Below are 26,027 nucleotides of genomic sequence, written 5' to 3'. Positions count from 1 at the left end.
ATCCGGTGAGACCGGATCGAGCCCTGGCGGATGGGGGGGAGCGGACGTACCGTGGGCGGGATGGCTCCCCCCACACCGCCATTCGTCAGATCCGCGATCCGCCCCGAGGTGCAGGCGCTCCGGGCCCTCGCGGTGGGCGCCGTCGTGCTCCATCACGGCTGGCCGGCGGTGGCGCCGGCCGGATACATGGGCGTCGACGTCTTCTTCGTCGTCTCCGGGTTCCTCATCACCGGGATGCTCGTGCGCGAGGCGGAGGCCGAGGGGCGCGTGTCGCTGTCGCGCTTCTACCTGCGACGGGCGCGACGCATCCTGCCCGCCGGGGTCGCCGTCCTCGTCGTGGTGTCGGTGCTCACGATCGCCGTCGTCCCGATGGAGGAGTGGCGGCGCTGGTTCCGCCACCTCGTCGCGAGCGCCCTCTACTTCGAGAACTGGCAGCTCGCGATCGACTCGCAGATCCCGCGTCGGGCCGAGCTGGAATCCACCCCGGTGCAGCACTTCTGGTCGCTCTCGGTCGAGGAGCAGTTCTACCTCGTCTGGCCGCTCCTCGTCATCCTCGCCTTCGCGCTCGCGGTGAAGCTCGGCCGCTCGGGGCGGACGCTCACCATCGTGATCCTCGGCGCCGTGACGGCTGCCTCCTTCGTGCACTCGATCCTGCTCACGGCCACCGACGCGAACCTCGCGTACTTCGGCACCTTCGCGCGGGCGTGGGAGTTCGGGGCGGGGGCGCTGCTCGCGCTCTGGCTGTCCCGGCGCCGTGGCGCCGCACCGGCCGGGCGGCCGTGGGCGCCGCGGCTGCGCGCGGCGGTGTCCTGGGCGGGGCTCGTCGCGATCCTCGTGCCGATCGCGGTGTTCCGCGACCCCGAGGTCTTCCCGGGGTTCGTCGTGCTCGCGCCGGTGCTCGGCACGGTCGCCGTCATCTGGGCCGGGATGCCGGAGCCGGCGTGGTCGCCGGCACGGCTCGCGGCCTGGCGGCCGGTGCAGTGGACCGGCGACGTCTCCTACTCGTTGTACCTCTGGCACTGGCCGATCTTCATGTTCGCGCCGTACCTCACGGGGGTGCCGAGCCCGCCGTGGCTGATGGCGCTGCTCGTCGTGCTCGCCCTCGCCGTCTCGGCGCTCTCGAAGCGCTGGATCGAGGACCCGTTCCGGCGGGCGCGCGGGCGGGTGCTCGCCCGGCCCACGCTCGTGCTCGGCGGTATCGCGACCGCCGTCGCCGTCGTCGTCGGCGCGGGCGTGGCGATGCCGGGCATCGCGGCCGACGAGCGCGGACGCGCGTGCGAGGCCCCGCAGCGGTGAGTCGTGCGCCCGGGGGCCGGGGCGTCAGTCGACCCGCGTGCCGTCGATCTCGGTGCTCACGTCGATGGCGCCCTCGACGCTGCGGCCGACCGTGCAGGCCTTCTCGATCGCCCGCGCCATGATGTCGATGAGCTTCGTTCGCTCGGCCTCCTCGAGCCCGGAGAGGTCGAGCACGAGCTCCTCGGCGATCGCCTCGTAGCGGTTGGATGCCTCGTCCGACTGCCCGTGCGCCCACACCGTGAGCGCGAAGTCGTCGCCGAGCCGCCGGGCGGCCACGCGATCGGCGGAGAGGCCGACGCAGCCCGCGAGCGCGAGCTTCAGCAGCTCGCCCGGCGTGAAGTGGGTGCCGTCGAGCTCCGGGGCGCCGATCTCGACCGTCGCGCCGCGGGCGTTCCGGCCCAGGTATCGTCGGGAGGAGCGGCGCGTCGCCGAGACGCTCCCGGGGCCTTCCTTCGTGCTCGCCTGCACACTCGGATCCGTCATCTGGGGCCTCCCTGCGTCGTCGATCGTGCTCCTCCATCATGCCTCGTCGAGGCCCGGGATTCCGCGGCGGGAGCGGGTGGAACCGAGAGGGTGCTGGGAGTGCGCGGAGCGCGACACGCCCGGGTTGCACGGACCTGCCGGATGTGGCAAACTCGTTGAGTTCAACATTTCGAACGGCGTGCCTTGCTGCGTGCCGTTCGAATCACTGCCAGGCAGTGCATAGCCCCCGGGTCCGCAAGGGCGTCCGGCGTCAGGCTAGGCCGCGGGCAGCAGAACACGACACCCTCCACCAACGAGATCCGGGGCGACCCGTGTCTCCGGCCGGGCGCGAGCGCGGCTGGGAGGAGGTGGCTCGAGGTCGAGCGTGTCGAGGCCATCGCAGCTGTTCGCAGCGCGCGGGGTGCCTTCGACAGGCTCGATGATCAGGCCGTTGACAGCAGAACAGTGGTGCGCAAGAACCACGCGGCGTCCAATGCCCTCGGAAGGGGTACGACGCCTTGACAGAGAGAGAGTTCGACATGGCGGGACAGAAGATCCGCATTCGACTGAAGTCGTATGACCACGAGGTCATCGACACCTCGGCGCGCAAGATCGTCGACACGGTGACCCGCGCGGGCGCCACGGTCGTCGGCCCCGTGCCGCTTCCGACCGAGAAGAACGTGGTGTGCGTCATCCGTTCGCCCCACAAGTACAAGGACAGCCGCGAGCACTTCGAGATGCGCACCCACAAGCGTGTGATCGACATCGTGGACCCGACGCCCAAGGCCGTCGACTCGCTCATGCGTCTCGACCTCCCGGCCGACGTCAACATCGAGATCAAGCTCTGAGGTTCGAAATGTCCACCGCTACCAAGAACGTGAAGGGTCTGCTCGGCACCAAGCTCGGCATGACCCAGGTCTGGGACGAGAACAACAAGGTCGTCCCGGTGACCGTCATCCAGATCGACCCCAACGTGGTCACGCAGATCCGCACCCCCGAGAAGGACGGCTACACCGCCGTGCAGATCGCGGCCGGTCAGATCGACCCGCGCAAGGTCACCCAGCCGCTCCAGGGCCACTTCCAGGCCGCCGGCGTCACCCCCCGCCGTCACGTCACGGAGATCCGCACCGCGGACGCCGCGTCGTACGAGGCGGGCCAGGAGCTCACCGTCGAGGGCACCTTCGAGGCCGGCCAGCTGGTCGACGTCGTCGGCACCTCGAAGGGCAAGGGCTTCGCCGGTGTCATGAAGCGCCACAACTTCAAGGGCGTCTCCGCTTCGCACGGTGCCCACCGCAACCACCGCAAGCCCGGTTCGATCGGTGCTTCGTCGACCCCGAGCCGTGTCTTCAAGGGCATGCGCATGGCCGGTCGCATGGGTGGCGAGCGCGTGACCGTGCTCAACCTCCGCGTGCACGCCGTCGACGCCGAGAAGGGCCTGCTGCTCGTCAAGGGCGCCGTCCCCGGGGCGCGCGGTCGTCTCGTGTTCGTCCGTAACGCTGTGAAGGGGGCGTAGTCCATGGCTACCGCCAACACCATCGACGTCCTCGACGTCACCGGCAAGAAGACCGGCACGGTCGAGCTCCCCGCCGAGCTCTTCGACGTGCAGACCAACGTGCCGCTCATCCACCAGGTCGTCGTCGCGCAGCGCGCCGCCGCCCGTCAGGGCACGCACAAGACCAAGAACCGCGGCGAGGTGTCGGGTTCGGGTCGCAAGCCGTTCAAGCAGAAGGGCACCGGCCGTTCGCGCCAGGGCTCGGTCCGCGCCCCGGAGCACACCGGTGGTGGCGTCGTGCACGGCCCGACCCCGCGCGACTACTCGCAGCGCACCCCCAAGAAGATGATCGCGGCCGCGCTGCTCGGCTCGCTCTCGGACCGCGCCCGCGGCGGCCGCATCCACGCGGTCGAGGGCTTCGCGGCCGGCGACGTGGCGAAGACCAAGGACGCCGTGGCGCTCCTCGGCAAGATCGCCCCGTCGAAGCACTTCCTGGTGGTCCTCGCCCGTGGCGAGGAGCTCTCGGAGCGCGCCGTCCGCAACATCCCGGCCGTGCACGTGATCGCCGCCGACCAGCTGAACGCGTACGACGTGCTCGTCTCCGACGACATCGTCTTCAGCACGGCCGCGCTCGAGGCGTTCGTCGCCGCGAAGCAGGCCAAGAAGGAAGAGGTCTCCGCATGAGCTCCGCCGCTTTCAACAAGAACCCGCGCGACATCATCATCGCGCCGGTCGTCTCGGAGAAGAGCTACGGCCTGATCGACGAGGGCAAGTACACGTTCATCGTGGACCCCCGCTCGAACAAGACCGAGATCAAGCTCGCCATCGAGAAGATCTTCAACGTGCAGGTCGCGTCGATCAACACCCTGAACCGTCAGGGCAAGACCCGTCGCACCCGGTTCGGGATCGGCAAGCGCAAGGACACCAAGCGCGCGATCGTCACCCTCAAGTCCGGTTCCATCGACATCTTCACGGCTGTCGGCTGAGGAGCGTAGAAAACAATGGCTATTCGTAAGTACAAGCCCACGACCCCCGGTCGTCGCGGTTCGTCGGTCTCGGACTTCGCCGAGATCACCCGTTCGACGCCCGAGAAGTCGCTGCTGCGCCCGCTCTCCAAGACCGGTGGCCGCAACAACCAGGGTCGCATCACCACCCGCCACATCGGCGGTGGCCACAAGCGCCAGTACCGCGTCATCGACTTCCGTCGCAACGACAAGGACGGCGTGCCCGCCAAGGTCGCGCACATCGAGTACGACCCGAACCGCACCGCGCGCATCGCGCTGCTGCACTTCGCGGACGGCACCAAGCGCTACATCCTGGCGCCGGCGAAGCTCCGTCAGGGCGACCTGATCGAGTCGGGCCCCGCGGCCGACATCAAGCCCGGCAACAACCTGCCGCTGCGCAACATCCCCACCGGTACGGTGATCCACGCGATCGAGCTCCGTCCCGGCGGCGGCGCGAAGATGGCCCGTTCGGCGGGCGCCTCGGTGCGTCTCGTCGCGAAGGACGGCCCCTACGCCCAGCTGCGTCTGCCCTCGGGCGAGATCCGCAACGTCGATGCGCGCTGCCGCGCGACCATCGGCGAGGTCGGCAACGCCGAGCAGTCGAACATCAACTGGGGCAAGGCCGGCCGCAAGCGCTGGAAGGGCGTCCGCCCGACCGTCCGCGGTGTCGCGATGAACCCGATCGACCACCCGCACGGTGGTGGTGAGGGCAAGACCTCCGGTGGTCGTCACCCGGTCAGCCCGTGGGGTCAGCCCGAGGGACGCACTCGTCGCCCCAACAAGGAAAGCGACAAGCTCATCGTCCGTCGTCGCACCGTCGGCAAGAAGCGCAAGTAGGAGTAAGAGAAGATGCCTCGCAGTCTCAAGAAGGGCCCCTTCGTCGACGAGCACCTGCTTCGCAAGGTCGTCGTCCAGAACGAAGCCGGCAGCAAGAACGTCATCAAGACGTGGTCGCGTCGCTCGATGATCATCCCGGCCATGCTCGGGCACACGATCGCCGTGCACGACGGCCGCAAGCACATCCCGGTGTTCGTCACCGAGACCATGGTGGGCCACAAGCTCGGCGAGTTCGCGCCCACCCGCACCTTCCGTGGACACGTGAAGGACGACAAGAAGGGCCGCCGCCGCTGACCGCGGTGGTGTGAAGGAGGAAGAAATGGTGGAGTCGATCGCCCGCGTGCGACACATCCGCGTCACCCCCATGAAGGCTCGCCGCGTCGTCAACCTGATCCGCGGCAAGCAGGCACAGGAGGCCCTGGCCATCCTGAAGTTCGCGCCCCAGAGCGCGAGCGAGCCGGTGTACAAGCTCGTCGCCTCGGCCATCGCGAACGCTCGCGTCAAGGCCGATGCCACGAACACCTACCTGGACGAGCAGGACCTGTACGTCGCGCGTGCATTCGTCGATGAGGGCACCACCCTCAAGCGTTTCCAGCCGCGCGCGCAGGGCCGTGCCTTCCGCATCAACAAGCGAACGAGCCACATCACCGTCGTGCTCGCCACGCCCGAGGAGGGTACGAAGTAATGGGTCAGAAGGTCAACCCGTACGGCTTCCGTCTGGGCATCACCACCGACCACGTGTCGCGGTGGTTCTCCGACTCGAACAAGCCCGGTCAGCGCTACGCCGACTACCTCGCCGAGGACGTCCGCATCCGTCAGATGCTGACCACCTCGCTCGACCGCGCGGGTGTCTCGCGCATCGAGATCGAGCGCACCCGCGACCGCGTCCGCGTGGACATCCACACGGCCCGCCCGGGTATCGTCATCGGCCGCCGCGGCGCCGAGGCCGAGCGCATCCGCGCCGACCTCGAGAAGCTCACCGGCAAGCAGATCCAGCTCAACATCCTCGAGGTGAAGAACCCCGAGGCCGACGCCCAGCTCGTCGCGCAGGGCATCGCCGAGCAGCTCTCGGCTCGTGTGGCGTTCCGCCGCGCGATGCGCAAGGGTCTGCAGGGCGCGCAGCGCGCCGGCGCCAAGGGTGTCCGGATCCAGGTCTCCGGCCGCCTCGGCGGCGCCGAGATGAGCCGCTCGGAGTTCTACCGCGAGGGTCGTGTGCCGCTGCACACGCTGCGCGCGAACATCGACTACGGCTTCTACGAGGCGAAGACCACCTTCGGCCGCATCGGCGTGAAGGTCTGGATCTACAAGGGCGACATCACGAACAAGGAGCTCGCCCGCGAGCAGGCTTCCCAGAAGCCGTCCCGCGGCGACCGCGACCGTCCCCGCCGCGACCGCGCCCCCAAGGCTGCGGAGCCGGCGGCAGCAGGAGTTGAGGCGTAACCATGTTGATTCCCCGTCGAGTCAAGTACCGCAAGCAGCACCACCCCAAGCGCGACGGCGCCGCCACGGGCGGCACCAAGGTCAGCTTCGGTGAGTACGGCATCCAGGCCATCACCCCCGCGTACGTGACCAACCGTCAGATCGAGTCCGCTCGTATCGCCATGACGCGTCACATCAAGCGTGGCGGCAAGGTGTGGATCAACATCTACCCGGACCGTCCGCTCACGAAGAAGCCGGCCGAGACCCGCATGGGTTCCGGTAAGGGTTCGCCCGAGTGGTGGGTCGCCAACGTCAAGCCGGGTCGCGTCCTGTTCGAGGTCTCGGGTGTCTCCGAGGAGCTCGCGCGCGAGGCCATGACCCGTGCCATCCACAAGCTGCCCCTCAAGGCACGCATCATCAAGCGCGAGGAGGGCGACGCGTAATGTCCGTCGGAACCAAGGGGCTCGAGACCGTCGAGCTCGACACCTTCGAAGACGAGCGTCTCGTCGACGAGCTGAAGAAGGCCAAGGAAGAGCTGTTCAACCTGCGCTTCCAGTCGGCCACCGGCCAGCTCGAGAGCCACGGCCGCCTCCGTGCGGTCAAGCGCGACATCGCCCGCATCTACACGGTGATCCGCGAGCGCGAGCTCGGCATCCGGGCCACCCCCGCCCCGGTCGAGGTGCCTGCGAAGGCCGAGAAGAAGACCAAGAAGGCCAAGGCCGCTGACGACGCCGCCGACGCCGCTGAGACGAAGGAGGCCTGATCATGGCTGAGACCAAGAAGGCCCCCGCGGCCGAGGTCGCCGAGACGGCCGAGCAGCGCCCGTACCGCAAGGTGCGCCGCGGCTACGTCGTCAGCGACAAGATGGACAAGACCATCGTCGTCGAGGTCGAGGACCGCGTGAAGCACCCGCTGTACGGCAAGGTCATGCGCCGGACCTCGAAGGTCAAGGCGCACGACGAGCAGAACACCGCCGGCATCGGCGACCTGGTCGTCATCTCCGAGACCCGGCCGCTCAGCGCCACCAAGCGCTGGCGCCTCGTCGAGATCGTCGAGAAGGCCAAGTAAGCCCCTGGGCTTGCTTCCGAGAAGGAGACTGAAGTGATTCAGCAGGAATCCCGGCTCAAGGTGGCCGACAACACGGGTGCGAAGGAACTCCTCACCATCCGTGTGCTCGGCGGCTCCAGCCGCCGCTACGCCGGCCTCGGCGACGTCATCGTCGCGACGGTCAAGGACGCGATCCCCGGCGGCAACGTGAAGAAGGGCGACGTGGTCAAGGCCGTCGTCGTCCGCACCCGCAAGGAGACCCGTCGTCCCGACGGCTCCTACATCAAGTTCGACGAGAACGCCGCGGTGATCCTCAAGAACGACGGCGAGCCGCGCGGCACCCGTATCTTCGGCCCGGTGGGCCGCGAGCTGCGCGACAAGAAGTTCATGAAGATCATCTCGCTGGCTCCGGAGGTGCTCTAACCATGGCGAACATCAAGAAGGGCGACCTGGTCCAGGTCATCTCCGGCCGCAGCCAGGCCCGCGGTGGAGACCGCGGCAAGCAGGGCAAGGTCATCGAGGTGCTGGTCGACCAGAACCGCGTCGTCGTCGAGGGCGTCAACTACGTCACGAAGCACGTGCGGGTCGGCCAGACCCAGCGCGGCTCGAAGACCGGCGGCATCGAGACCCACGAGGCCCCGATCCACGTCTCGAACGTCGCGATCGTCGACCCCGAGACCAAGAAGCCGACCCGCGTCGGCTTCCGCACCGAAACCGTGACGAAGGACGGGGTCACCAAGACCGTCCGCGTTCGTTACGCCAAGAAGTCAGGTAAGGACCTCTGATGACTGAGACTGCCGTGGCGGCTGGCAAAATCCAGCCCCGCCTGAAGCAGAAGTACCGCGAGGACATCTCGAAGGGCCTCATCGAGCAGTTCAGCTACTCGAACGTGCACCAGGTGCCGGGCCTCGTGAAGATCGTCGTCAACATGGGTGTCGGCGAGGCCGCGCGCGATGGCAAGGTCATCGACGGCGCCATCGCCGACCTCACGAAGATCACCGGCCAGAAGCCGCAGGTCACGAAGGCCCGCAAGTCCATCGCGCAGTTCAAGCTGCGCGAGGGCCAGCAGATCGGCGCGCACGTCACGCTGCGCGGCGACCGCATGTGGGAGTTCCTCGACCGCCTCCTGTCGCTCGCGCTCCCGCGCATCCGCGACTTCCGCGGCCTGAGCGACCGTCAGTTCGACGGCAACGGCAACTACACCTTCGGTCTCACGGAGCAGAGCGTGTTCCACGAGATCGATCAGGACAAGATCGACCGCGTTCGCGGCATGGACATCACCGTGGTGACCACCGCCAAGAACGACGACGAGGGTCGCGCGCTGCTCAAGGCGCTCGGCTTCCCGTTCAAGCAGGTCGAGAACGCGTAGTAGACTCTACGAGTTTGTGCATGAGCCGGCACCGCTCCCCGAGCCAGTCGAGGGGAGCGGCGCCGGCACAGGCACTTCGACGGTTCGCAACCGCGAGCCGCACCACCACAGGTCAGTCCCCGTGTAACGGGTCCTGAAACCTGGTGAACGTAAGGAACACATCGTCATGACGATGACCGACCCGGTCGCTGACATGCTGACCCGTCTGCGGAACGCCAACTCCGCCCACCACGACGCGGTGTCGATGCCCCACTCCAAGCTGAAGGGCCACATCGCCGAGATCCTCAAGAACGAGGGCTACATCGCGGACTTCGAGGTGACCGACGCCCGCGTCGGCAAGACCCTCACGCTGAGCCTCAAGTTCGGCCCCAACCGCGAGCGTTCGATCGCCGGCATCAAGCGCGTCTCGAAGCCCGGTCTCCGGGTGTACGCGAAGTCGACCGAGCTCCCCAAGGTCCTCGGCGGCCTCGGCGTCGCGATCCTGTCCACTTCCAGCGGTCTGCTCACCGACCGCCAGGCCGAGAAGAAGGGCGTGGGTGGGGAAGTCCTCGCCTACGTGTGGTAAGTCCATGTCACGAATCGGACGACTCCCCATCGACATCCCCGCCGGTGTCGAGGTGAAGATCGACGGCTCCGCCGTCACCGTCAAGGGCCCGAAGGGCGAGCTCTCGCTCACCGTCGCGAGCCCCATCGAGGCCAAGGTCGATGGCAACCAGGTCATCGTCACCCGCCCGGACGACGAGCGCGAGTCGCGTTCGCTCCACGGCCTCACCCGCACGCTCATCGCCAACGACATCGTCGGCGTGACCCAGGGCTACTCGAAGGGCCTCGAGATCGTCGGCACCGGGTACCGCGTCGCGCAGAAGGGCAACGCGGTCGAGTTCGCGCTCGGCTTCTCGCACCCGGTCGTCGTCGAGGCGCCCGCCGGCATCACCTTCGCGGTCGAGGGCAACACCAAGCTCACCGTGTCGGGCATCTCGAAGCAGGCCGTCGGCGAGACCGCCGCCAACATCCGCAAGATCAAGAAGCCCGAGCCGTACAAGGGCAAGGGCATCCGCTACGCCGGCGAGGTCGTGCGTCGCAAGGCCGGAAAGGCTGGTAAGTAACCATGGCCGTGAAGAGCAAGTCGGCTGCGCGTTCGCGCCGCCACACCCGCCTTCGCAAGAAGATCGTCGGCACCGAGCTGCGCCCGCGTCTCGTCGTGACCCGTTCGGCCCGCCACGTGTTCGTGCAGGTCGTCGACGACGCCCAGGGCCGCACCGTGGCCTCCGCGTCGACCATGGAGGCCGACCTCCGCGCGTTCGACGGTGACAAGACCGCCAAGGCGAAGAAGGTCGGCGAGCTCGTCGCCGAGCGCGCCAAGCAGGCCGGCATCGCCGAGGTCGTCTTCGACCGCGGCGGCAACAAGTACGCCGGTCGTGTCGCGGCGATCGCCGATGGAGCGCGAGAGGCAGGGCTGAACCTGTGAGTGAGAACACTGTGAAGGAGACCGAGGTGGCCGCTGAGGCACCCGTCGAGACCGCTGCCGGCACCGAGCAGCAGCCCGAGCGCCGCGAGCGCGACGGCCGCCGTGGCGGCCGCGACCGCGGCCAGGGCGGTCGTGACCGCGGTGGCCGCGACGCCGAGAAGAGCCAGTTCCTCGAGCGCGTCGTCACCATCAACCGCGTGTCGAAGGTCGTCAAGGGCGGCCGTCGCTTCAGCTTCACGGCGCTCGTCGTCGTGGGCGATGGCAACGGACTCGTCGGCGTCGGCTACGGCAAGGCGCGCGAGGTCCCGACGGCCATCTCGAAGGGCGTCGAGGAGGCGAAGAAGAACTTCTTCCGCGTCCCGCGCGTCGGCAGCACCATCCCGCACCCCGTGCAGGGTGAGGCCGCGGCCGGTGTCGTCCTCCTGCGTCCGGCGTCGCCCGGTACCGGTGTCATCGCCGGTGGTCCGGTCCGCGCCGTGCTCGAGTGCGCCGGCATCCACGACGTGCTGTCGAAGTCGCTCGGCTCGTCGAACACCATCAACATCGTGCACGCCACCGTCGAGTCGCTGAAGCAGCTCGAGGAGCCGCGCGCCGTCGCCGCCCGTCGTGGTCTCGACTACGACGAGGTCGCGCCCGCCCGTCTGCTGCGTGCCGAGGCCCAGGCGGCCGAGGCCGCCGCAGCAGCGAAGGCAGGTGCCTGATGGCCAAGCAGCTCAAGGTGACCCAGATCAAGTCCAAGGTGAGCGAGAAGCAGTACCAGCGCGACACGCTCCGGAGCCTCGGACTGAAGCGCATCGGCGACTCCGTCGTCCGCGAGGACACGCCGCAGAACCGCGGCTACGTCAAGACGGTCGCCCACCTCGTGAAGGTTGAGGAGATTGACTAATGGCTGACGAGAAGAACGTCGCCGAGGAGACCCCGAAGAAGGCTCCCGCGAAGAAGGCTCCGGCGAAGGCCGCTGCCGAGAAGGCCCCCGCCGAGAAGGCTCCGGCCGCCAAGGCTCCGGCCAAGAAGGCCGCGGCCTCGAAGGCCGACGCCGCCGAGAAGGCTCCGGCCGAGAAGGCGCCCGCCAAGAAGGCTCCGGCCAAGAAGGCGGCCCCGAAGGCCGACGTCGTCGAGGCCCGCGAGCAGGTCCTGAAGGTGCACCACCTTCGTCCGGCTCCCGGCGCCAAGAAGGACAAGACCCGCGTCGGTCGCGGTGAGGGCTCGAAGGGCAAGACCGCCGGTCGCGGCACCAAGGGCACGAAGGCCCGCAACACGGTGCGCCCCGGCTTCGAGGGTGGCCAGCTTCCGTACCACATGCGTGCGCCGAAGCTCCGCGGCTTCAAGAACCCCTTCCGCGTCGAGTACCAGGCCGTGAACCTGGACAAGCTCGCGGAGCTCTACCCGAAGGGCGGCGACGTCACCGTCGCCGACCTCGTGGCCAAGGGCGTGGTCCGCAAGAACGAGCGCGTCAAGGTGCTCGGCAACGGCGACCTGCAGGTGAAGCTGAACGTCGCCGTCGACAAGGTCTCCGGCTCGGCAGAGCAGAAGATCGTCGCCGCGGGCGGCTCGGTCAAGTAACCGATCCACCAACGAAGTTCGAGCCTGTCGGGACCTCGCGTATGATTCACGGGGGTCCTGACAGGCTCGAATCGCATCCGGGCGCCGCGCCCGGGTGCTGTGTATGACGCTCCACGACGGAGCAACAGGAGGACGAGTGTTCAACGCGATCGGGCGGATCTTCCGCACGCCGGACCTGCGCCGGAAGATCGGCTTCACCCTGGGCATCATCGCCCTGTTCCGTCTGGGCTCGTTCATCCCCGCGCCGTTCGTGGACTTCTCGAACGTCCAGGCCTGTCTCGCGGCGAACCAGGGCGCATCGGGCCTCTACGAGCTCGTGAACCTCTTCTCCGGCGGCGCACTGCTGCAGCTGTCGATCTTCGCGCTCGGCATCATGCCGTACATCACCGCGTCGATCATCGTGCAGCTCCTCCGCGTCGTCATCCCGCACTTCGAGACCCTCTACAAGGAGGGCCAGGCGGGCCAGGGCAAGCTCACGCAGTACACCCGCTACCTCACCATCGCGCTCGGCGTGCTGCAGTCGACCACGCTCATCACGGTCGCCCGCTCGGGCGCGCTGTTCAGCGGCTCGGCCGACCCCTCCTGCTCGCAGCTCATCACGAATGACGCCTGGTACGCGATCCTCCTGATGGTCATCACGATGACCGCGGGTACCGGCCTCATCATGTGGATGGGCGAGCTCATCACCGAGCGCGGCATCGGCAACGGCATGTCGCTCCTCATCTTCACCTCGATCGCCTCGACCTTCCCGGGCTCGCTCTGGGCGATCGGCATCTCCCGCGGCTGGGACGTCTTCGCGATCGTCCTCGCGATCGGCCTCATCGTCGTGGTCGCCGTCGTCTTCGTCGAGCAGTCGCAGCGCCGGGTCCCGGTGCAGTACGCGAAGCGCATGGTCGGCCGCCGCACCTACGGCGGCAACAACACGTACATCCCGATCAAGGTGAACATGGCCGGCGTCGTGCCCGTCATCTTCGCCTCCTCGCTGCTCTACCTGCCCGCGCTCATCGCGCAGTTCAACCAGCCGAAGGCGGGCGAGGAGATCCAGCCCTGGGTCGCGTGGATCACGAACTACCTGACCAAGGGCGACCACCCGCTGTACATGCTCCTGTACTTCCTGCTCATCGTGGGCTTCACGTACTTCTACGTCGCGATCACGTTCAACCCCGACGAGGTCGCCGAGAACATGAAGAAGTACGGCGGCTTCATCCCCGGCATCCGCGCGGGTCGTCCGACGGCCGAGTACCTCGACTACGTGCTCACCCGCATCACGTTCCCGGGCTCGCTCTACCTGGGCCTCATCGCGCTCATCCCGCTCATCGCGTTCGCACTGGTCGGGGCCAATCAGAACTTCCCGTTCGGCGGTGCATCCATCCTGATCATCGTCGGCGTCGGTCTCGAGACCGTCAAGCAGATCGACGCGCAACTCCAGCAGCGACACTACGAAGGACTCCTCCGATGACCAGCGCCGATTCCGCCCGCTCCGCCCGCTTCCTCATCGTCGGCCCGCAGGGCTCCGGCAAGGGGACCCAGGGCGTGCTCGTCGCCGAGGCGTTCGAGGTGCCCCAGATCGCGACGGGCGACATCTTCCGCGCCAACGTGAAGGGCGGCACCGAGCTCGGCAAGCGGGTGCAGTCGATCATCGAGGCGGGCGACCTCGTCCCCGACGAGCTGACGAGCGCGCTCGTCGCCGACCGTCTGGCGCAGCCCGACGCCGCCGAGGGCTTCCTCCTCGACGGGTACCCGCGCAACCGGGGGCAGGTCGCCGACCTCGACGCCTTCCTCGAGCCCCGTGGCGAGAAGCTCGACGCGGTCATCGAGCTCGTGGTGCCGCGCGAGGAGTCGATCTCGCGGCTGCGTCAGCGCGCCGTCGAGCAGGGCCGCACCGACGACACCGAAGAGGTGATCGAGAACCGGCTCGCCATCTACGAGCGCGAGACGGCGCCGATCCTCGACGTCTACCGCGCGCGCGGCATCGTCGTCCGCATCGACGGCGTCGGCACGCTCGACGAGGTCACCGCCCGCATCTTCGCCGCGCTCGCCGCGCGCGGCCTGGCGCCGCTGCACCCGGGCGCCGTCGTCTGAGCCCGTGTTCCGCCGCTCGATCCTGAAGTCGCCGGCCGAGCTCCGCGCCATGCGCGCGGCCGGCGAGGCGACCGCGGCGGCACTCGCCGAGGCGAGGCGGCTGATCGCGGTCGGCGCGACGCCGCTCGAGCTCGACGCGGCCGCCGAGCGCGTCATCGTCGAGCGCGGCGGCCGCTCGAACTTCCAGCTCGAGCCCGGCTATCGGCACACGCTCTGCGTCTCGGTCGACGACGACGTGGTGCACGGCATCCCGGGCGACCGGCCGTTCCGGCCAGGCGACCTGGTATCCGTCGACGGCGGCGCCGAGGTCGACGGCTGGAACGGCGACGCGGCGTTCTCCGTGGTGATCGACGATCCCGAGCGCCCCGACGTGGTCGCCGCCCGGCGCGAGCTCGTGCGGGTGACCGAGCTCGCACTCTGGACGGGCATCGCCGCGCTCGCGAGCGCGCGCCACCTGAACGAGGTCGGCGGCGCCATCGAGGACGCGGTGCTCGCGGAGGCGGATGCCCCGGGCGGATCCGGCCGGGAGTACGGCATCCTGCTCGACTACGTCGGGCACGGCATCGGGCGGCGCATGCACGAGGAGCCGCCGGTGTTCAACTACCGCGTCGACCGCCGCGGCCCCGCGGTGAAGCCGGGACTCGTCGTCGCCATCGAGCCGATGATCGTCGCCGGCTCGATCGAGACCTTCGTGCGCGACGACGGCTGGACCGTGACGACCTCCGACGGCTCGGACGCCGCGCACGTCGAGCACTCCGTCGCGGTGCACGCCGACGGCATCTGGGTGCTCACCGCTCCCGACGGGGGCGCAGCGGGCCTCGCGCCGTTCGGCGTGACCCCGGTCCCGATCGCCTGAGCCGGTCCGTCGGAGATCTGAACCAGTCCGTCGGTCCTGAACCGGCCCGTTCACGGGCCCGGCGCCGTCACTCCTCGGCGTCGGCGTCCATGAGTCGCGCCAGCTCGGCGAGGAAGCCCGGGTAGTCGGTCGCGCCGCGCACGAGCCGCAGCACGTTGTCCCGTTCGGAGAACGTCTCGACGAAGTGGTCGAAGACCTCCTGGAACTCCGCCCGGCCGCTGTCGGCGAAGGCGATGAGCGCGACGACGTGCACGGGGGTGCCCGCCCAGTCGATCGGGACCTCGTCGATGCCGATCGCGATCGCGGTGCGGCGCGCGGTCATCGCCATCGCGTGCGGCACGGCGAGGTGCTCGGCGAACGCGGTGGAGCTCATCCGCTCCCGCTCGACGGCACCGTCGACGTAGCCGCGGTCGATCACCTGGGCTGCGACGAGCCGTTCGCCGAGGAGGCGGATGATGCCCTCCCGGTCGAGTCCGCGGAGTCCGCGGACGAAGAAGCCCGGCTCGATGGTCTCGGAGAGCCGGGCGGCGAGCCGAGCCGTGCGGCGCGCGCGGCGCAGCCGAACCACCTCGCTGCGCACCCGCTCGAGCTCGTCGTCCGTCGGGATGGGGGAGACGAGCACCAGGCGGGACGTCGTCTGCTCGGGCGGGACGACGGCGACCACGAGGTCGGCGCGCTGGAGGAGGGCGCGACCGCCACGGACGGCGTCCCCGGGGTCCGCGGTCTCCGGCACGCCCGGCGCCGTCGGGCCGCTGGGCGCCGGGCCGGCGGGCGCGGGCGCGGGGGCGACGGCGGCTCCTGCGCCGAGCACCTCGCGGACCCGGTCGACGAGGGCGTCGGCGACGCCGTGGTAGCGCGGTGCCGAGACGAGCACGCGGACGAGGTCGGCCTCGCCGCGACGACGGTCGAGGTGCGCGCCGAGGTGCATGGCGAGATAGGCGATCTCGTCGTCGTTCACGGTGATGCCCTCGGCCCGGCCGAGCTCGCTCGCGACGTAGACCCCGAGCTCGTAGATGAGCGGATAGGCGGCCTTGATCCGCGGGGTGAGCGGGTTCCGCGAGAAGGACCGCTCCGCGGAGCGCTCCGCCAGGTTGTCGACGTGCAGCGCGAGGCGCTCGACGACGTCCTCGTCGTCGAGGTCGACCAGGTACTCGGCGCCGGCGCGGCGCAGGATGCCGCGGACGAGCGCCGCCCGCGGCGAGCCCGTGCCGGCCGGGGCCGGGTCGGTGCCGGCGGGCTCGGTGCCGCTGGGGTCGAGCCGGGTCGTCGCCGCCCGCGTGCGGAGCAGCTTCGAGAGGTGGGCGAGCTCCGCGGGCGGCAGCACCACGTCGAGCTCCTCGGCGACGAGGGCGGCGAGCAGCGCGGAGATCGCGCCGTCGCCGTCGGCTCGGGTCTCCGCCCCCGCGACCGCCCCGACCGTCCCGCGGGCGGCGCCCGGGAGGCCGCCGGATGCCGCGGCATCCTCGATCGGACGGTGGCGCGAGACCCGGTCGGCCGCGATCGCGAGGTGCAGCAGGACATCGTCGAGGGCGTACTCGTTCGGCGCGTAGCCGGCGTCGAGGAGCCCGGCGACGAGCCGCTCGCGGAACCCGGGCAGCTCCGGGAAGCGTTGCCGCAGCGCGTCGACGGCGATCCTGCCGCGCGCCGACTCCTCGCGCAGCAGCGAGCCGAGCAGCCGGCGCTTCGCCGACTCCGGGCCGGTGAGGCGCAGCGCCGCGCCGCTCCGGACGATCGCGAGCGGGCCGTCGCCGAGCCGGGCCCTGGCCCGGGCGAGGTCCGCGTCGAGGGTCGAATCGCTGACGTGCAGCTCGCCGGCGAGCCAGTACGCGTCGACGCCGTCCTCGGCATCCGCGAGCGCCCGGATGACCCGGGCCATCCGCCCCTCAGGACGAACCGCGGCGAGCTCCTCCTCCGCCGCAGTGCGGTCGCTCGCGGCGAGGGCCGCGAGATCGACGCGATAGCCCGCGGGGCTGCTGCGGACGAGACGGCCGGCCTCGTTCGCGCGCACCACCCAGCTGCGGACGGTGCGCGTCGTCACGCCCAACCGGTCCGCCAGCTCGGACGCCGTCGTCCATCCGTCGGCGCGCGCGAGCTCGTCGAGGAGTCGCTGCCATCGCTCGGCCACGACGCCAGTCAATCATCGACCTCGGTACGCTGGGCGCGATCCGGGCGGGATTTCCGGGGGGCCGGAAGCGAATCGGGTGGCGGCGCGGCGGATGCCTCGGCAGGATCGAAGCGTCGGCAGCACCCGTGCCGGCGGACCGCGAACAGAGGGCGAGGAGGCCGGCATGCGCGTCATCGTCGTCTGCGGCGCCGGAGCGTCCAGCACGTTCGTCGTGCATCGGCTGCGTCGCGCCGCCGCGGAGCGCGGGATCGCGCTCGAGGCCCGCGCCGTGAGCGAGTCCGTGCTCCGCGCGGAGCTCGCGGACGCCGACGTGCTGCTCGTCGGAGCGCACCTCGAGCCCGCACTCGACGCCGTCCGCGCGCTCGCCGCCGAAGCGGGCGTCCCGCTCGCCGTGCTGCCGGAGACCGCCGCGACCGACGACGGCGCGACCACCCTCGACCTCGCCCGTTCGCTCGCTGGGGCGGGGTCATGACCGGCCAGGATGCGGCCGTTCCTCCCGGAGCGGCCGCGGGCTATGGTGAACGAGGAGACGGACACCAGCGACGGGAACCGGGGACATGGTGGAACGCACAGTTCGGATCGGATCGACGCACGGCCTGCACGCCCGGCCGGCGAAGCTCTTCACCCAGGCCGTCACGGCCTCGGGATCGAGCGTCACGATCGCGAAGGACGGCGGAGCCGCGGTCAACGCGGCCAGCATCCTCTCGGTCATCGCGCAGGGCATCGAGCACGGCGACGAGGTCACCCTCGTCGTCGACGGCGGCGATGAGGCGCGCGTGCTCGACGAGCTGGTGGCGCTGCTCGGCACCGACCACGACGAGTAGGCGTCCGGCTCCCATCGACCGACGAGGGAGGACCGCGTGAACGAGATCCAGGGCATCGGCATCGGCCAGGGGGTGGCCGCAGGGCCGGTCATCCGCATGGCGGAACCCCTGCCGGAACCCGTCGACCGGCCGAGCCACCTCGACGCCGCCCGCGAAGAGGAGCGCGCCAAGGCGTCGCTCGCCGTCGTCGCCGACGAGCTGCAGCGCCGGGGGGCGCGCGCCGGCGGGGCCGCGAAGGACGTGCTCGAGGCACAGGCCATGATGGCCGAGGACCCGACGCTCATCACCGACGTGGTCGCCCGGCTCGCCGAGGGGAAGACCGCCGAGCGCGCCGTCTACGAGGCCTTCGCGTCGTTCCGCGAGCTCCTCGCCGGCATGGGCGGCTATCTCGGGGAGCGCGCCGCCGATCTCGACGACGTGTCGCAGCGGGTCGTCGCGCACCTGCTCAAGGTGCCCGCCCCCGGCGTGCCCGACCCGGGGCATCCCTTCGTGCTCGTCGCCCGCGACCTCGCCCCCGCCGACACGGCGGTGCTCGACCTCGAGCAGGTGCTCGCCCTCGTCACGATCGACGGCGGCCCCACCTCGCACACGGCGATCCTGGCCCGCGAGCAGTCCATCGTCGCGGTCGTCGGCGCCGCGGACGCCGCCTCGCTCGCCGACGGCGACCAGGTCCTCGTCGACGCCGAGCACGACGTCGTCGTCGTCGCACCCGACGAGGCGCGCCTCGCCGAGGCGCGCGAGCGCATCGCCGCCCGCAAGCTCGCCGCCGAGGCCCCGGTGACGCCGGGCGCCCTCGCCGACGGGACCGCGGTGCCGCTGCTCGCGAACCTCGGCTCCGTCGCGGGCGCCGCGGAGGCGCTCCGACTCGGCGCCGAGGGCGTCGGGCTCTTCCGCACCGAGTTCCTCTTCCTCGACGCCGAGCGGGCGCCGAGCATCACCGAGCAGCAGGAGCAGTACACGAAGCTCCTCACCGAGTTCGCCGGGAAGAAGGTCGTCGTCCGGGTGCTCGACGCCGGAGCCGACAAGCCGCTCGCCTTCCTGAACGACGCCGAGGAGGAGAACCCGGCGCTCGGGCTCCGCGGCATCCGGGCGCTCCGGCACTCCGAGACCATCCTCCGCGAGCAGCTCACCGCGCTCGCCGCGGCCGACGCCGCGACCGAGGCCGAGCTCTGGGTCATGGCGCCGATGATCGCGACGGTCGAGGAGACACGCTACTTCACCGCGCTCGCCACCGAGCTCGGAATCCGCACCGCCGGGGTCATGGTCGAGGTGCCCGCCGCGGCCCTCCTCGCCGACCGGGTGCTCGGTGCCTGCGCGTTCGCCTCGATTGGCACGAACGACCTCACCCAGTACACGATGGCGGCCGATCGCCTGCTCGGCACGGTCGCCCAGCTCCAGAGCCCGTGGCACCCCGCCGTGCTCCGCCTCATCGAAGAGGTCGGCGCGGCCGGAGCGCGCACCGGCACCCCGGTCGGCATCTGCGGCGAGGCCGCAGCCGATCCGCTGCTCGCCGTGGTCCTCGTCGGCCTCGGCGCTACCAGCCTGTCGATGTCGCCATCGGCACTCGCAGACGTCCGCGCCTCCCTCGCGCGGTACGGCCTGGACGACGCACGCGCGATCGCCCGGGCAGCATTGGCCGCTGAGGGAGCGGCCGACGCCAAGCAGGCGGCCGTCACGGCCGCCGCATCCGCCACCGCGGCGCGCGAGGGCGCGCCGTGAGCCATCCCGAGAGGCAGTCGCCATGACAACGACGTCCGACACGACGAAGCGGCCCGGGGGAGTCCGCGTCGCCGTCCAGAAGTTCGGCACCTTCCTGAGCGGCATGATCATGCCGAACATCCCGGCGCTCATCGCCTGGGGCATCATCACCGCGTTCTTCATCCCCGTGGGCTGGACGCCGAACGCCGATCTGGCGACGCTCGTCGGCCCGATCATCCACTACCTGCTGCCGATCCTGATCGCCTACACCGGCGGCCACATGGTCTACCAGGTGCGCGGCGGCGTGGTGGCGGCGATCGCCGTGATGGGCGCCATCGCGGGCTCCGACCTGCTCGTCGCCCAGTTCAACGCGACCCTGCCGGAGGGCGAGGCCCCGCTCGGCCAGGTGCACATGTTCATCGGCGCGATGATCATGGCCCCGCTCGCGGCGTACACGATGAAGTGGCTCGACAAGCTCTGGGAGGGGCGCATCCGCGCCGGCTTCGAGATGCTCGTGAACCTGTTCTCCGCGGGCATCTGGGGCTTCGTGATGGCCGTGGTCGGCTTCTACCCGGTCGCCTGGCTCGTGAACGGCATCATGACGGTGCTCGGCAACGCGGTGAACTGGCTCATCTCGACGAACCTGCTGCCGCTCACGAGCATCATCATCGAGCCGGCCAAGGTGTTCTTCCTGAACAACGCCATCAACCACGGCGTGCTCACGCCGCTCGGCACGCAGGAGGCGGCCGACTCCGGGCAGTCCATCCTGTTCCTGCTCGAGGCGAACCCCGGTCCGGGCGTCGGGCTCCTGCTCGCGTTCACCCTCTTCGGCATCGGCGCGGCGCGCGCCTCGGCTCCGGGCGCCGCCGTCATCCAGTTCTTCGGCGGCATCCACGAGGTCTACTTCCCGTACGCGCTGATGAAGCCCGTGCTGATCCTCGCGCTCATCGCGGGTGGCATGACGGGCGTCACCACGAACATGCTCCTCGGCGGCGCGCTCAGAGCGCCGGCCGCACCGGGCAGCATCATCGCGGTGATCGCGCAGACCGCGCCGGGGGCCTACGTCGCCGTCATCCTCTCGGTCGTGCTCTCCGCTGCGGTGACCTTCGTCATCGCCGGAGTCATCCTCCGCGCCTCGAGGAAGCGCGACCTCGCGGCCGCCGCCGCGGGTGGTGACGCCTTCGGTTCGGCGATCTCGCGCACCGAGGCGGCGAAGGGCAAGCAGTCCGAGTACCTCGAGGGCCTCCGCGCCGAGGGCATGGACGACGTCGAGAACGCGGGCATGGTCGCCACCGCGACCCTCGAGGGCGCGCACATTGAGAAGGTCGTCTTCGCGTGCGACGCCGGGATGGGCTCCTCCGCCATGGGGGCGAGCGTCCTGCGGGCGAAGCTCAAGAAGGCGGGCGTGGAGGGGGTGACGGTCACCAACCAGGCGATCGCCAACCTCGACGCGAGCGCCGACCTCGTCATCACGCAGAATCAGCTCACCGACCGGGCCAGGCAGCAGACGCCGAGCGCCGTGCACGTCTCCGTCGACAACTTCATGAACTCGCCGAAGTACGACGAGGTCGTGCGGATCATCCGCGACGAGCAGTGACCCCGGCCCGGGCGGCCAGCGCGGCCGCCCGGGCCACCGCAGAAAGGAAGCCGAGATGACCGACCAGATCCTCGCCCCCGGTGACATCCGCATCGTGGCCGCCGCCGCATCGCGGGAGGACGCGATCCGGGAGGCCGGGCGCATCCTCGTCGAGGCGGGCGCCGTCGAACCCGAGTACGTCGGCGCGATGCTCGACCGGGAGCGCTCGGTGTCGACGTTCATGGGCAACGGCCTCGCCATCCCGCACGGGACGAACGAGGCGAAGGACCGCATCCGCCGTTCGGCGCTGTCCTTCGTGCGCTACGAGGAGCCGATCGACTGGGGCGGCGAGGAGGCCCGCTTCGTCGTCGGCATCGCGGGCATCGGCGACGAGCACCTCGAGATCCTCTCGCGCATCGCGGTGATCTTCTCCGACGAGGACGAGGTGCGGAAGCTCCTCGACGCGGACTCGAGCGACGAGCTCGGCCGACTGCTGTCGGAGGTCAACGAGTGAGCACCGCGGTCCACTTCGGGGCCGGCAACATCGGCCGGGGCTTCGTCGGGCTGCTGCTGCACGAGGCCGGATACGAGGTCGTCTTCGCCGACGTGGACCGCGACCTCATCGCCCGGCTCGACGCCGCCGAGCGCTACACCGTGCACGAGGTGGGCGCGGGGGCGCGCGATCACGCGGTCACGCGCTTCCGCGCGATCGACAGCGGCGCGGCGGACCCGTCGGCCCTCGTCGCGGAGCTCGCCGGCGCCGCGCTCGTGACGACGGCGGTCGGACCGCGCGTCCTGCGCTTCATCGCCCCCCACGTGCTCGCCGCGCTGCGCGCGCGTCCGGCGGGACTCCCGCCGCTCGGCGTGATGGCGTGCGAGAACGCGATCAATGCCACCGATCTCCTGCGCGACGAGGTCGTCGCGCTCGCCGAGCCCGGGGAGTGGGCGGAACTGGCCCCGCGGGCCGTCTTCGCGAACACCGCCGTCGACCGGATCGTGCCGGGGCAGCCGGATGCCTCGAGCCTCGACGTCACCGTGGAGGCCTTCTTCGAGTGGGCGATCGAGCGCGGGCCGTTCGCGGGCGACGAGCCGCGGATCCCGGGAGCGCACTTCGTCGACGAGCTCGCCCCGTACATCGAGCGGAAGCTCTTCACCGTCAACACCGGGCACGCGACGACCGCCTACGCCGGTGCGCTCGCCGGACATCACCGGTTGAGCGCGGCGCTCGCCGACCCGGCGGTGCGCGCGGTGGTGGAGGGCGCGCTCGGCGAGACCTCGGCCCTGATCGTCGCCGAGCACGGCTTCAGCCGCGCCGAGCAGGACGCCTACCGGGAGCGGATCCTGGAGCGCTTCGCGAACCCCGAGCTGCCCGACACGGTCGAGCGGGTGGGCCGGCAGCCGCTGCGGAAGCTCTCGCGGCACGAGCGCTTCATCGCCCCGGCGGCGCGCCTCGCCGAGCGCGGCGCCCCGGTCGAGGGGCTGCTCGCCGCCATCGCGGCGGCGTTGCGCTTCGACGTGCCGGAGGATGCCGAGAGCGTGGAGCTCGGCGCGCTGCTCGACGACCTCGACCCGGTGTCCTTCGTCGTCCGCGTGACCGGCATCGAGCCGGGGCATCCGCTCCACGACCCGCTCGTCGAGCGCGTGGAGGCCGCAGCGGCGGGTCGCGCTCGCGGCTGACGGTGCCGGTTGGCGATTCCGCTCGGAATGATCTAAAGTAGACCCTTGGTGTTCTGCACCTGCGCTTCGGCATGCGCCGACAGGGCGGATCAGTGCGGAACCATCGCACGACCGACCACCTTTACCCCCAAGCGATAGTGAGGCTATGGCGAAGAAAGACGGTGTCATCGAGATCGAGGGCTCGGTCATCGAGGCGCTTCCGAACGCAATGTTCCGCGTCGAGCTGACCAACGGCCACAAGGTCCTGGCCCACATCTCCGGCAAGATGCGGCAGCACTACATCCGCATCCTCCCGGAGGACCGCGTGATCGTGGAGCTCAGCCCCTACGACCTGACCCGCGGGCGCATCGTCTACCGCTACAAGTAAAGGCTGTCGGAAAGTAACGGCCCGCGGCATCCCGCGGGTACGAGGACAGCGAATCGAAGGAAACATCCCTCATGAAGGTGAACCCCAGCGTCAAGCCGATCTGCGACCACTGCAAGGTGATCCGCCGTCACGGCCGCGTCATGGTCATCTGCAAGTCGAACCCGCGCCACAAGCAGCGCCAGGGCTGACCTGCGGCGGCCGACGCGCGTCGTCGGCCGTGACAACTGAACACGAACACGGCAGTGCCAGAACTCGCCGCCCGATGACTCGGGAGCGGGGGACACCTCGGGAGGAGGCCCGGGCACCGGCACTGCTTCACACCTCCACTCACTCACAGGAGAAGCCACCATGGCACGTCTGGCAGGAGTCGACATCCCGCGCGAGAAGCGCGTGGAGATCGCACTGACCTACATCTACGGCGTCGGCCGCACCCGTGCGCTGCAGACGCTCGCGGACACCGGCATCGACGGCAACATCCGCGTCAAGGACCTCAGCGACGACCAGCTCGTCGCACTGCGCGACTACATCGAGGGCAACTACAAGGTTGAGGGAGACCTCCGCCGCGAGGTCGCCGCCGACATCCGCCGCAAGGTCGAGATCGGCTCGTACGAGGGCCTCCGCCACCGTCGCGGTCTCCCCGTCCGCGGCCAGCGCACCAAGACCAACGCTCGTACCCGCAAGGGCCCGAAGCGCACCGTGGCCGGCAAGAAGAAGGCCGGCCGCAAGTAACCGCTTGTCGCCAGATCTAGGAGATTTCGAACATGGCAGCACCCAAGGCGGCTACTCGCAAGCCGCGCAAGAAGGAAAAGAAGAACATCGCCGTGGGCCAGGCCCACATCAAGTCGACGTTCAACAACACGATCGTCTCGATCACCGACACCAACGGTGCCGTGATCAGCTGGGCCTCCTCCGGTGGCGTCGGCTTCAAGGGCTCGCGCAAGTCGACCCCGTTCGCCGCGCAGCTCGCCGCCGAGTCGGCCGCCCGCCAGGCGCAGGAGCACGGCATGAAGAAGGTCGACGTCTTCGTCAAGGGCCCGGGCTCGGGTCGCGAGACCGCCATCCGCTCGCTCCAGGCCGCCGGCCTCGAGGTCGGCAGCATCAACGACGTGACGCCCCAGGCGCACAACGGCTGCCGCCCGCCGAAGCGCCGCCGCGTCTGACGCTCCGTCCCCGCCCCCGGGCGACGCCCTCGCGGCGTCGCCCGGGGTGCGGGCCGTTCTCTCACAACTCAAGATCCTTCAAGAACTGCTCGGTGTCATATAGCGGACACCCTGCCGAAAGGAATCCACAGTGCTGATCGCACAGCGCCCGACGCTCACCGAAGAGAACATCTCGGAGTTCCGTTCGCGGTTCGTGATCGAGCCCCTCGAGCCGGGCTTCGGTTACACCCTGGGCAACTCGCTCCGTCGTACGCTCCTCTCCTCGATCCCCGGGGCGGCCGTCACGAGCATCCGCATCGACGGCGTGCTGCACGAGTTCTCGACCGTGCCCGGCGTCAAGGAGGATGTCACCGAGATCATCCTCAACATCAAGAACCTGGTCGTCTCCAGCGAGCACGACGAGCCCATCACCGCCTACCTGCGCAAGCAGGGCGCCGGTGAGGTCACCGCCGCCGACATCTCGGCCCCGGCCGGTGTCGAGGTGCACAACCCCGAGCTCGTCATCGCGACCCTGAACGACGCGGCGAAGTTCGAGCTCGAGCTCACCATCGAGCGCGGCCGCGGCTACGTCTCGGCCCAGCAGAACCGCAACGAGTACAGCGAGGCGGGCCAGATCCCGATCGACTCGATCTACTCGCCGGTGCTGAAGGTCACCTACCGCGTCGAGGCCACCCGTGCCGGCGAGCGCACCGACTTCGACCGCCTCGTGGTCGACGTCGAGTCGAAGCCGGCGATCTCGCCGCGCGACGCCATCGCCTCCGCCGGTCGCACCCTCGTCGAGCTGTTCGGCCTCGCCCGCGAGCTGAACACCGCGGCCGAGGGCATCGAGATCGGCCCCGCGCCGGTCGACGCCGTGCTCTCGAGCGAGCTCTCGATCCCGATCGAGGACCTCGACCTCTCGGTGCGCAGCTACAACTGCCTGAAGCGCGAGGGCATCAACACGGTGTCCGAGCTCGTCGCCCTGTCGGAGTCGCAGCTCATGAACATCCGCAACTTCGGCCAGAAGTCGGTGGACGAGGTCAAGGACAAGCTGACGGAGATGGGCCTCGCGCTCAAGGACTCGGTTCCCGGCTTCGACGGCGCCCACTTCTACACGGGCTTCGACGACGAGAACTAAGCGGTAGCGCCGCTCTAACCCCCCAAGTACTGGAGACAACGAATCATGCCGAAGCCCACCAAGGGCCCCCGCCTCGGAGGCGGCCCCGCGCACGAGCGTCTGCTGCTCGCGAACCTCGCTGCCGCGCTGTTCACGCACAAGTCGATCACGACGACCGAGACCAAGGCCAAGCGCCTGCGTCCGCTCGCCGAGCGCCTCGTCACGTTCGCGAAGCGCGGCGACCTGCACGCCCGCCGTCGCGTGCTCGCCGTGATCGGCGACAAGTCGGTCGTGCACGAGCTGTTCGCGGTCATCGCGCCGCAGGTCGCCGACCGTGAGGGCGGCTACACCCGCATCACGAAGATCGGCAACCGCAAGGGCGACAACGCCCCCATGGCCGTCATCGAGCTCGTGCTCGAGCCGGTCGTGAAGAAGCAGCGCGCCGCGAAGCCCGCCGCCGAGGCCGCCCCGGCCGCCCCGGTCGAGGAGCCGGCCGAGGAGGCCGCCGCCGAGACCGAGGCCCCCGCCGAGGAGACCGCCGAGACCGAGGCTCCGGCCGAGGAGCAGGCGGAGGCGGGCGAGCCCGCCGAGGCCGAGGCCAAGTAACCT

Annotated in this window: 38 protein-coding genes; 36 read left to right on the top strand and 2 right to left on the bottom strand. The window is 70.0% G+C overall.

All coding sequences use genetic code 11. The annotated features are described in order from the left end of the window. The first annotated feature begins 60 nt into the window (after window positions 1-60). A complete protein-coding gene (locus ROT00_RS03275; RefSeq protein ID WP_404772283.1) occupies window positions 61-1,296 on the top strand; it encodes an acyltransferase family protein in 1,236 nt (411 codons plus the stop codon). Window positions 1,297-1,320: 24 nt separating this feature from the next. On the opposite strand, the gene ROT00_RS03270 is transcribed toward ROT00_RS03275, so the two are convergent. Then, a complete protein-coding gene (locus tag ROT00_RS03270; RefSeq protein ID WP_404772281.1) occupies window positions 1,321-1,779 on the bottom strand; it encodes an OsmC family protein in 459 nt (152 codons plus the stop codon). A 518-nt stretch (window positions 1,780-2,297) separates the two neighbouring features. Between ROT00_RS03270 and rpsJ the strand changes: the two genes are divergently transcribed. The 23 genes from rpsJ (at window position 2,298) to map (ending at window position 14,895) form a co-directional block, all read left to right on the top strand. Then, entirely contained in the window at window positions 2,298-2,606 is a 309-nt protein-coding gene (rpsJ, locus tag ROT00_RS03265) for a 30S ribosomal protein S10 (RefSeq protein WP_087135818.1), read from the top strand. An 8-nt stretch (window positions 2,607-2,614) separates the two neighbouring features. Further along, a complete protein-coding gene (gene rplC / locus ROT00_RS03260; protein ID WP_189083711.1) occupies window positions 2,615-3,271 on the top strand; it encodes a 50S ribosomal protein L3 in 657 nt (218 codons plus the stop codon). 3 nt (window positions 3,272-3,274) lie between these two features. Beyond that, window positions 3,275-3,934 carry a 50S ribosomal protein L4 gene (gene rplD, locus ROT00_RS03255; RefSeq protein WP_404772279.1) on the top strand — a complete coding sequence of 220 codons (660 nt, stop codon included), beginning with the start codon at window positions 3,275-3,277 and terminating at the stop codon, window positions 3,932-3,934. Then, a complete protein-coding gene (gene rplW, locus ROT00_RS03250; protein WP_189083713.1) occupies window positions 3,931-4,236 on the top strand; it encodes a 50S ribosomal protein L23 in 306 nt (101 codons plus the stop codon). The genes rplD and rplW overlap by 4 nt, the downstream gene beginning before the upstream one ends. Window positions 4,237-4,251: 15 nt before the next feature. Then, entirely contained in the window at window positions 4,252-5,091 is an 840-nt protein-coding gene (gene rplB / locus ROT00_RS03245) for a 50S ribosomal protein L2 (protein ID WP_404772278.1), read from the top strand. A gap of 12 nt (window positions 5,092-5,103) precedes the next feature. Then, window positions 5,104-5,385: a 30S ribosomal protein S19 gene (gene rpsS / locus ROT00_RS03240; RefSeq protein WP_022889728.1), complete on the top strand. Its 282-nt coding sequence runs from the start codon at window positions 5,104-5,106 to the stop codon at window positions 5,383-5,385. Between the two features lie 25 nt (window positions 5,386-5,410). Beyond that, window positions 5,411-5,776, top strand: a complete 366-nt coding sequence (gene rplV / locus ROT00_RS03235) for a 50S ribosomal protein L22 (protein ID WP_189083715.1) — start codon at window positions 5,411-5,413, stop codon at window positions 5,774-5,776. Beyond that, window positions 5,776-6,531: a 30S ribosomal protein S3 gene (gene rpsC, locus ROT00_RS03230; RefSeq protein ID WP_404772277.1), complete on the top strand. Its 756-nt coding sequence runs from the start codon at window positions 5,776-5,778 to the stop codon at window positions 6,529-6,531. The genes rplV and rpsC overlap by 1 nt, the downstream gene beginning before the upstream one ends. A gap of 2 nt (window positions 6,532-6,533) precedes the next feature. Next, window positions 6,534-6,953, top strand: a complete 420-nt coding sequence (gene rplP, locus ROT00_RS03225) for a 50S ribosomal protein L16 (RefSeq protein WP_189083717.1) — start codon at window positions 6,534-6,536, stop codon at window positions 6,951-6,953. Continuing rightward, window positions 6,953-7,273, top strand: coding sequence for a 50S ribosomal protein L29 (gene rpmC, locus ROT00_RS03220; RefSeq protein WP_285872697.1), 321 nt, complete (start codon window positions 6,953-6,955; stop codon window positions 7,271-7,273). Before rplP ends, rpmC begins: the two co-directional genes overlap by 1 nt. Window positions 7,274-7,275: 2 nt before the next feature. Further along, window positions 7,276-7,578, top strand: coding sequence for a 30S ribosomal protein S17 (rpsQ, locus tag ROT00_RS03215; protein WP_404772275.1), 303 nt, complete (start codon window positions 7,276-7,278; stop codon window positions 7,576-7,578). A 33-nt stretch (window positions 7,579-7,611) separates the two neighbouring features. Beyond that, window positions 7,612-7,980, top strand: coding sequence for a 50S ribosomal protein L14 (rplN, locus tag ROT00_RS03210; RefSeq protein WP_404772274.1), 369 nt, complete (start codon window positions 7,612-7,614; stop codon window positions 7,978-7,980). A gap of 2 nt (window positions 7,981-7,982) precedes the next feature. Continuing rightward, window positions 7,983-8,342 (top strand): 50S ribosomal protein L24, encoded by a 360-nt coding sequence (gene rplX, locus ROT00_RS03205; protein WP_404772272.1) that lies wholly within the window; start codon window positions 7,983-7,985, stop codon window positions 8,340-8,342. Further along, complete coding sequence (gene rplE, locus ROT00_RS03200) at window positions 8,342-8,926, top strand: 50S ribosomal protein L5 (protein WP_404772270.1); 585 nt, start codon at window positions 8,342-8,344, stop codon at window positions 8,924-8,926. Before rplX ends, rplE begins: the two co-directional genes overlap by 1 nt. 166 nt (window positions 8,927-9,092) lie before the next feature. Continuing rightward, window positions 9,093-9,491, top strand: a complete 399-nt coding sequence (gene rpsH, locus ROT00_RS03195; protein ID WP_243567472.1) for a 30S ribosomal protein S8 — start codon at window positions 9,093-9,095, stop codon at window positions 9,489-9,491. 4 nt (window positions 9,492-9,495) lie between these two features. Continuing rightward, window positions 9,496-10,032, top strand: a complete 537-nt coding sequence (gene rplF, locus ROT00_RS03190; RefSeq protein ID WP_404772268.1) for a 50S ribosomal protein L6 — start codon at window positions 9,496-9,498, stop codon at window positions 10,030-10,032. A gap of 2 nt (window positions 10,033-10,034) precedes the next feature. After that, complete coding sequence (gene rplR / locus ROT00_RS03185) at window positions 10,035-10,394, top strand: 50S ribosomal protein L18 (RefSeq protein ID WP_243567474.1); 360 nt, start codon at window positions 10,035-10,037, stop codon at window positions 10,392-10,394. Then, complete coding sequence (gene rpsE / locus ROT00_RS03180; RefSeq protein ID WP_372458675.1) at window positions 10,391-11,095, top strand: 30S ribosomal protein S5; 705 nt, start codon at window positions 10,391-10,393, stop codon at window positions 11,093-11,095. Before rplR ends, rpsE begins: the two co-directional genes overlap by 4 nt. Beyond that, window positions 11,095-11,280 carry a 50S ribosomal protein L30 gene (rpmD, locus tag ROT00_RS03175; protein WP_067948559.1) on the top strand — a complete coding sequence of 62 codons (186 nt, stop codon included), beginning with the start codon at window positions 11,095-11,097 and terminating at the stop codon, window positions 11,278-11,280. The genes rpsE and rpmD overlap by 1 nt, the downstream gene beginning before the upstream one ends. Then, window positions 11,280-11,957, top strand: coding sequence for a 50S ribosomal protein L15 (gene rplO, locus ROT00_RS03170; RefSeq protein ID WP_404772267.1), 678 nt, complete (start codon window positions 11,280-11,282; stop codon window positions 11,955-11,957). Before rpmD ends, rplO begins: the two co-directional genes overlap by 1 nt. Before the next feature lie 136 nt (window positions 11,958-12,093). After that, the gene (secY, locus tag ROT00_RS03165; RefSeq protein ID WP_251202118.1) at window positions 12,094-13,416 is read left to right on the top strand and encodes a preprotein translocase subunit SecY; all 1,323 of its coding nucleotides are present in this window, start codon (window positions 12,094-12,096) and stop codon (window positions 13,414-13,416) included. Beyond that, window positions 13,413-14,039, top strand: coding sequence for an adenylate kinase (locus tag ROT00_RS03160; RefSeq protein ID WP_404772265.1), 627 nt, complete (start codon window positions 13,413-13,415; stop codon window positions 14,037-14,039). The genes secY and ROT00_RS03160 overlap by 4 nt, the downstream gene beginning before the upstream one ends. A 4-nt stretch (window positions 14,040-14,043) precedes the next feature. Further along, window positions 14,044-14,895, top strand: a complete 852-nt coding sequence (gene map, locus ROT00_RS03155; RefSeq protein WP_404772263.1) for a type I methionyl aminopeptidase — start codon at window positions 14,044-14,046, stop codon at window positions 14,893-14,895. A 67-nt stretch (window positions 14,896-14,962) separates the two neighbouring features. Here map and ROT00_RS03150 read toward each other — a convergent pair whose 3' ends face one another. Continuing rightward, complete coding sequence (locus tag ROT00_RS03150) at window positions 14,963-17,020, bottom strand: BglG family transcription antiterminator (protein ID WP_404772262.1); 2,058 nt, start codon at window positions 17,018-17,020, stop codon at window positions 14,963-14,965. A gap of 163 nt (window positions 17,021-17,183) precedes the next feature. On the opposite strand from ROT00_RS03150, the gene ROT00_RS03145 reads away from it, so the two are divergent. The 12 genes from ROT00_RS03145 (at window position 17,184) to rplQ (ending at window position 26,024) form a co-directional block, all read left to right on the top strand. Beyond that, window positions 17,184-17,492 carry a PTS sugar transporter subunit IIB gene (locus ROT00_RS03145; RefSeq protein ID WP_404772260.1) on the top strand — a complete coding sequence of 103 codons (309 nt, stop codon included), beginning with the start codon at window positions 17,184-17,186 and terminating at the stop codon, window positions 17,490-17,492. 85 nt (window positions 17,493-17,577) lie between these two features. After that, window positions 17,578-17,844 (top strand): HPr family phosphocarrier protein, encoded by a 267-nt coding sequence (locus tag ROT00_RS03140; RefSeq protein WP_404772258.1) that lies wholly within the window; start codon window positions 17,578-17,580, stop codon window positions 17,842-17,844. 36 nt (window positions 17,845-17,880) lie between these two features. Next, window positions 17,881-19,563, top strand: a complete 1,683-nt coding sequence (gene ptsP / locus ROT00_RS03135) for a phosphoenolpyruvate--protein phosphotransferase (RefSeq protein WP_404772256.1) — start codon at window positions 17,881-17,883, stop codon at window positions 19,561-19,563. A gap of 22 nt (window positions 19,564-19,585) precedes the next feature. After that, window positions 19,586-21,139, top strand: coding sequence for a PTS mannitol transporter subunit IIBC (locus ROT00_RS03130; protein WP_404772254.1), 1,554 nt, complete (start codon window positions 19,586-19,588; stop codon window positions 21,137-21,139). 55 nt (window positions 21,140-21,194) lie between these two features. Then, window positions 21,195-21,632, top strand: a complete 438-nt coding sequence (locus ROT00_RS03125; RefSeq protein ID WP_404772253.1) for a PTS mannitol transporter subunit IIA — start codon at window positions 21,195-21,197, stop codon at window positions 21,630-21,632. Next, entirely contained in the window at window positions 21,629-22,795 is a 1,167-nt protein-coding gene (locus tag ROT00_RS03120; RefSeq protein WP_404772251.1) for a mannitol-1-phosphate 5-dehydrogenase, read from the top strand. Before ROT00_RS03125 ends, ROT00_RS03120 begins: the two co-directional genes overlap by 4 nt. Window positions 22,796-22,940: 145 nt before the next feature. Next, window positions 22,941-23,162: a translation initiation factor IF-1 gene (gene infA / locus ROT00_RS03115; RefSeq protein ID WP_011186713.1), complete on the top strand. Its 222-nt coding sequence runs from the start codon at window positions 22,941-22,943 to the stop codon at window positions 23,160-23,162. Between the two features lie 71 nt (window positions 23,163-23,233). Then, a complete protein-coding gene (gene rpmJ / locus ROT00_RS03110; RefSeq protein ID WP_005050492.1) occupies window positions 23,234-23,350 on the top strand; it encodes a 50S ribosomal protein L36 in 117 nt (38 codons plus the stop codon). A 160-nt stretch (window positions 23,351-23,510) separates the two neighbouring features. After that, window positions 23,511-23,891 carry a 30S ribosomal protein S13 gene (rpsM, locus tag ROT00_RS03105; RefSeq protein ID WP_243567479.1) on the top strand — a complete coding sequence of 127 codons (381 nt, stop codon included), beginning with the start codon at window positions 23,511-23,513 and terminating at the stop codon, window positions 23,889-23,891. 32 nt (window positions 23,892-23,923) lie between these two features. Further along, on the top strand, window positions 23,924-24,322 hold the full coding sequence (gene rpsK / locus ROT00_RS03100; protein ID WP_022889749.1) for a 30S ribosomal protein S11: 399 nt from the start codon (window positions 23,924-23,926) through the stop codon (window positions 24,320-24,322). A 130-nt stretch (window positions 24,323-24,452) separates the two neighbouring features. Continuing rightward, window positions 24,453-25,439, top strand: coding sequence for a DNA-directed RNA polymerase subunit alpha (locus ROT00_RS03095; protein WP_243567480.1), 987 nt, complete (start codon window positions 24,453-24,455; stop codon window positions 25,437-25,439). A 45-nt stretch (window positions 25,440-25,484) separates the two neighbouring features. Then, the gene (gene rplQ, locus ROT00_RS03090) at window positions 25,485-26,024 is read left to right on the top strand and encodes a 50S ribosomal protein L17 (RefSeq protein WP_404772248.1); all 540 of its coding nucleotides are present in this window, start codon (window positions 25,485-25,487) and stop codon (window positions 26,022-26,024) included. Window positions 26,025-26,027 lie beyond the last annotated feature (3 nt).

The organism is Agromyces mediolanus (assembly GCF_044917495.1).
Lineage (GTDB): Bacteria > Actinomycetota > Actinomycetes > Actinomycetales > Microbacteriaceae > Agromyces > Agromyces mediolanus_B.
The sequence above is the reverse complement of the archived record's forward strand: the minus strand, read 5'-3'. Positions and strand labels throughout refer to the sequence as shown.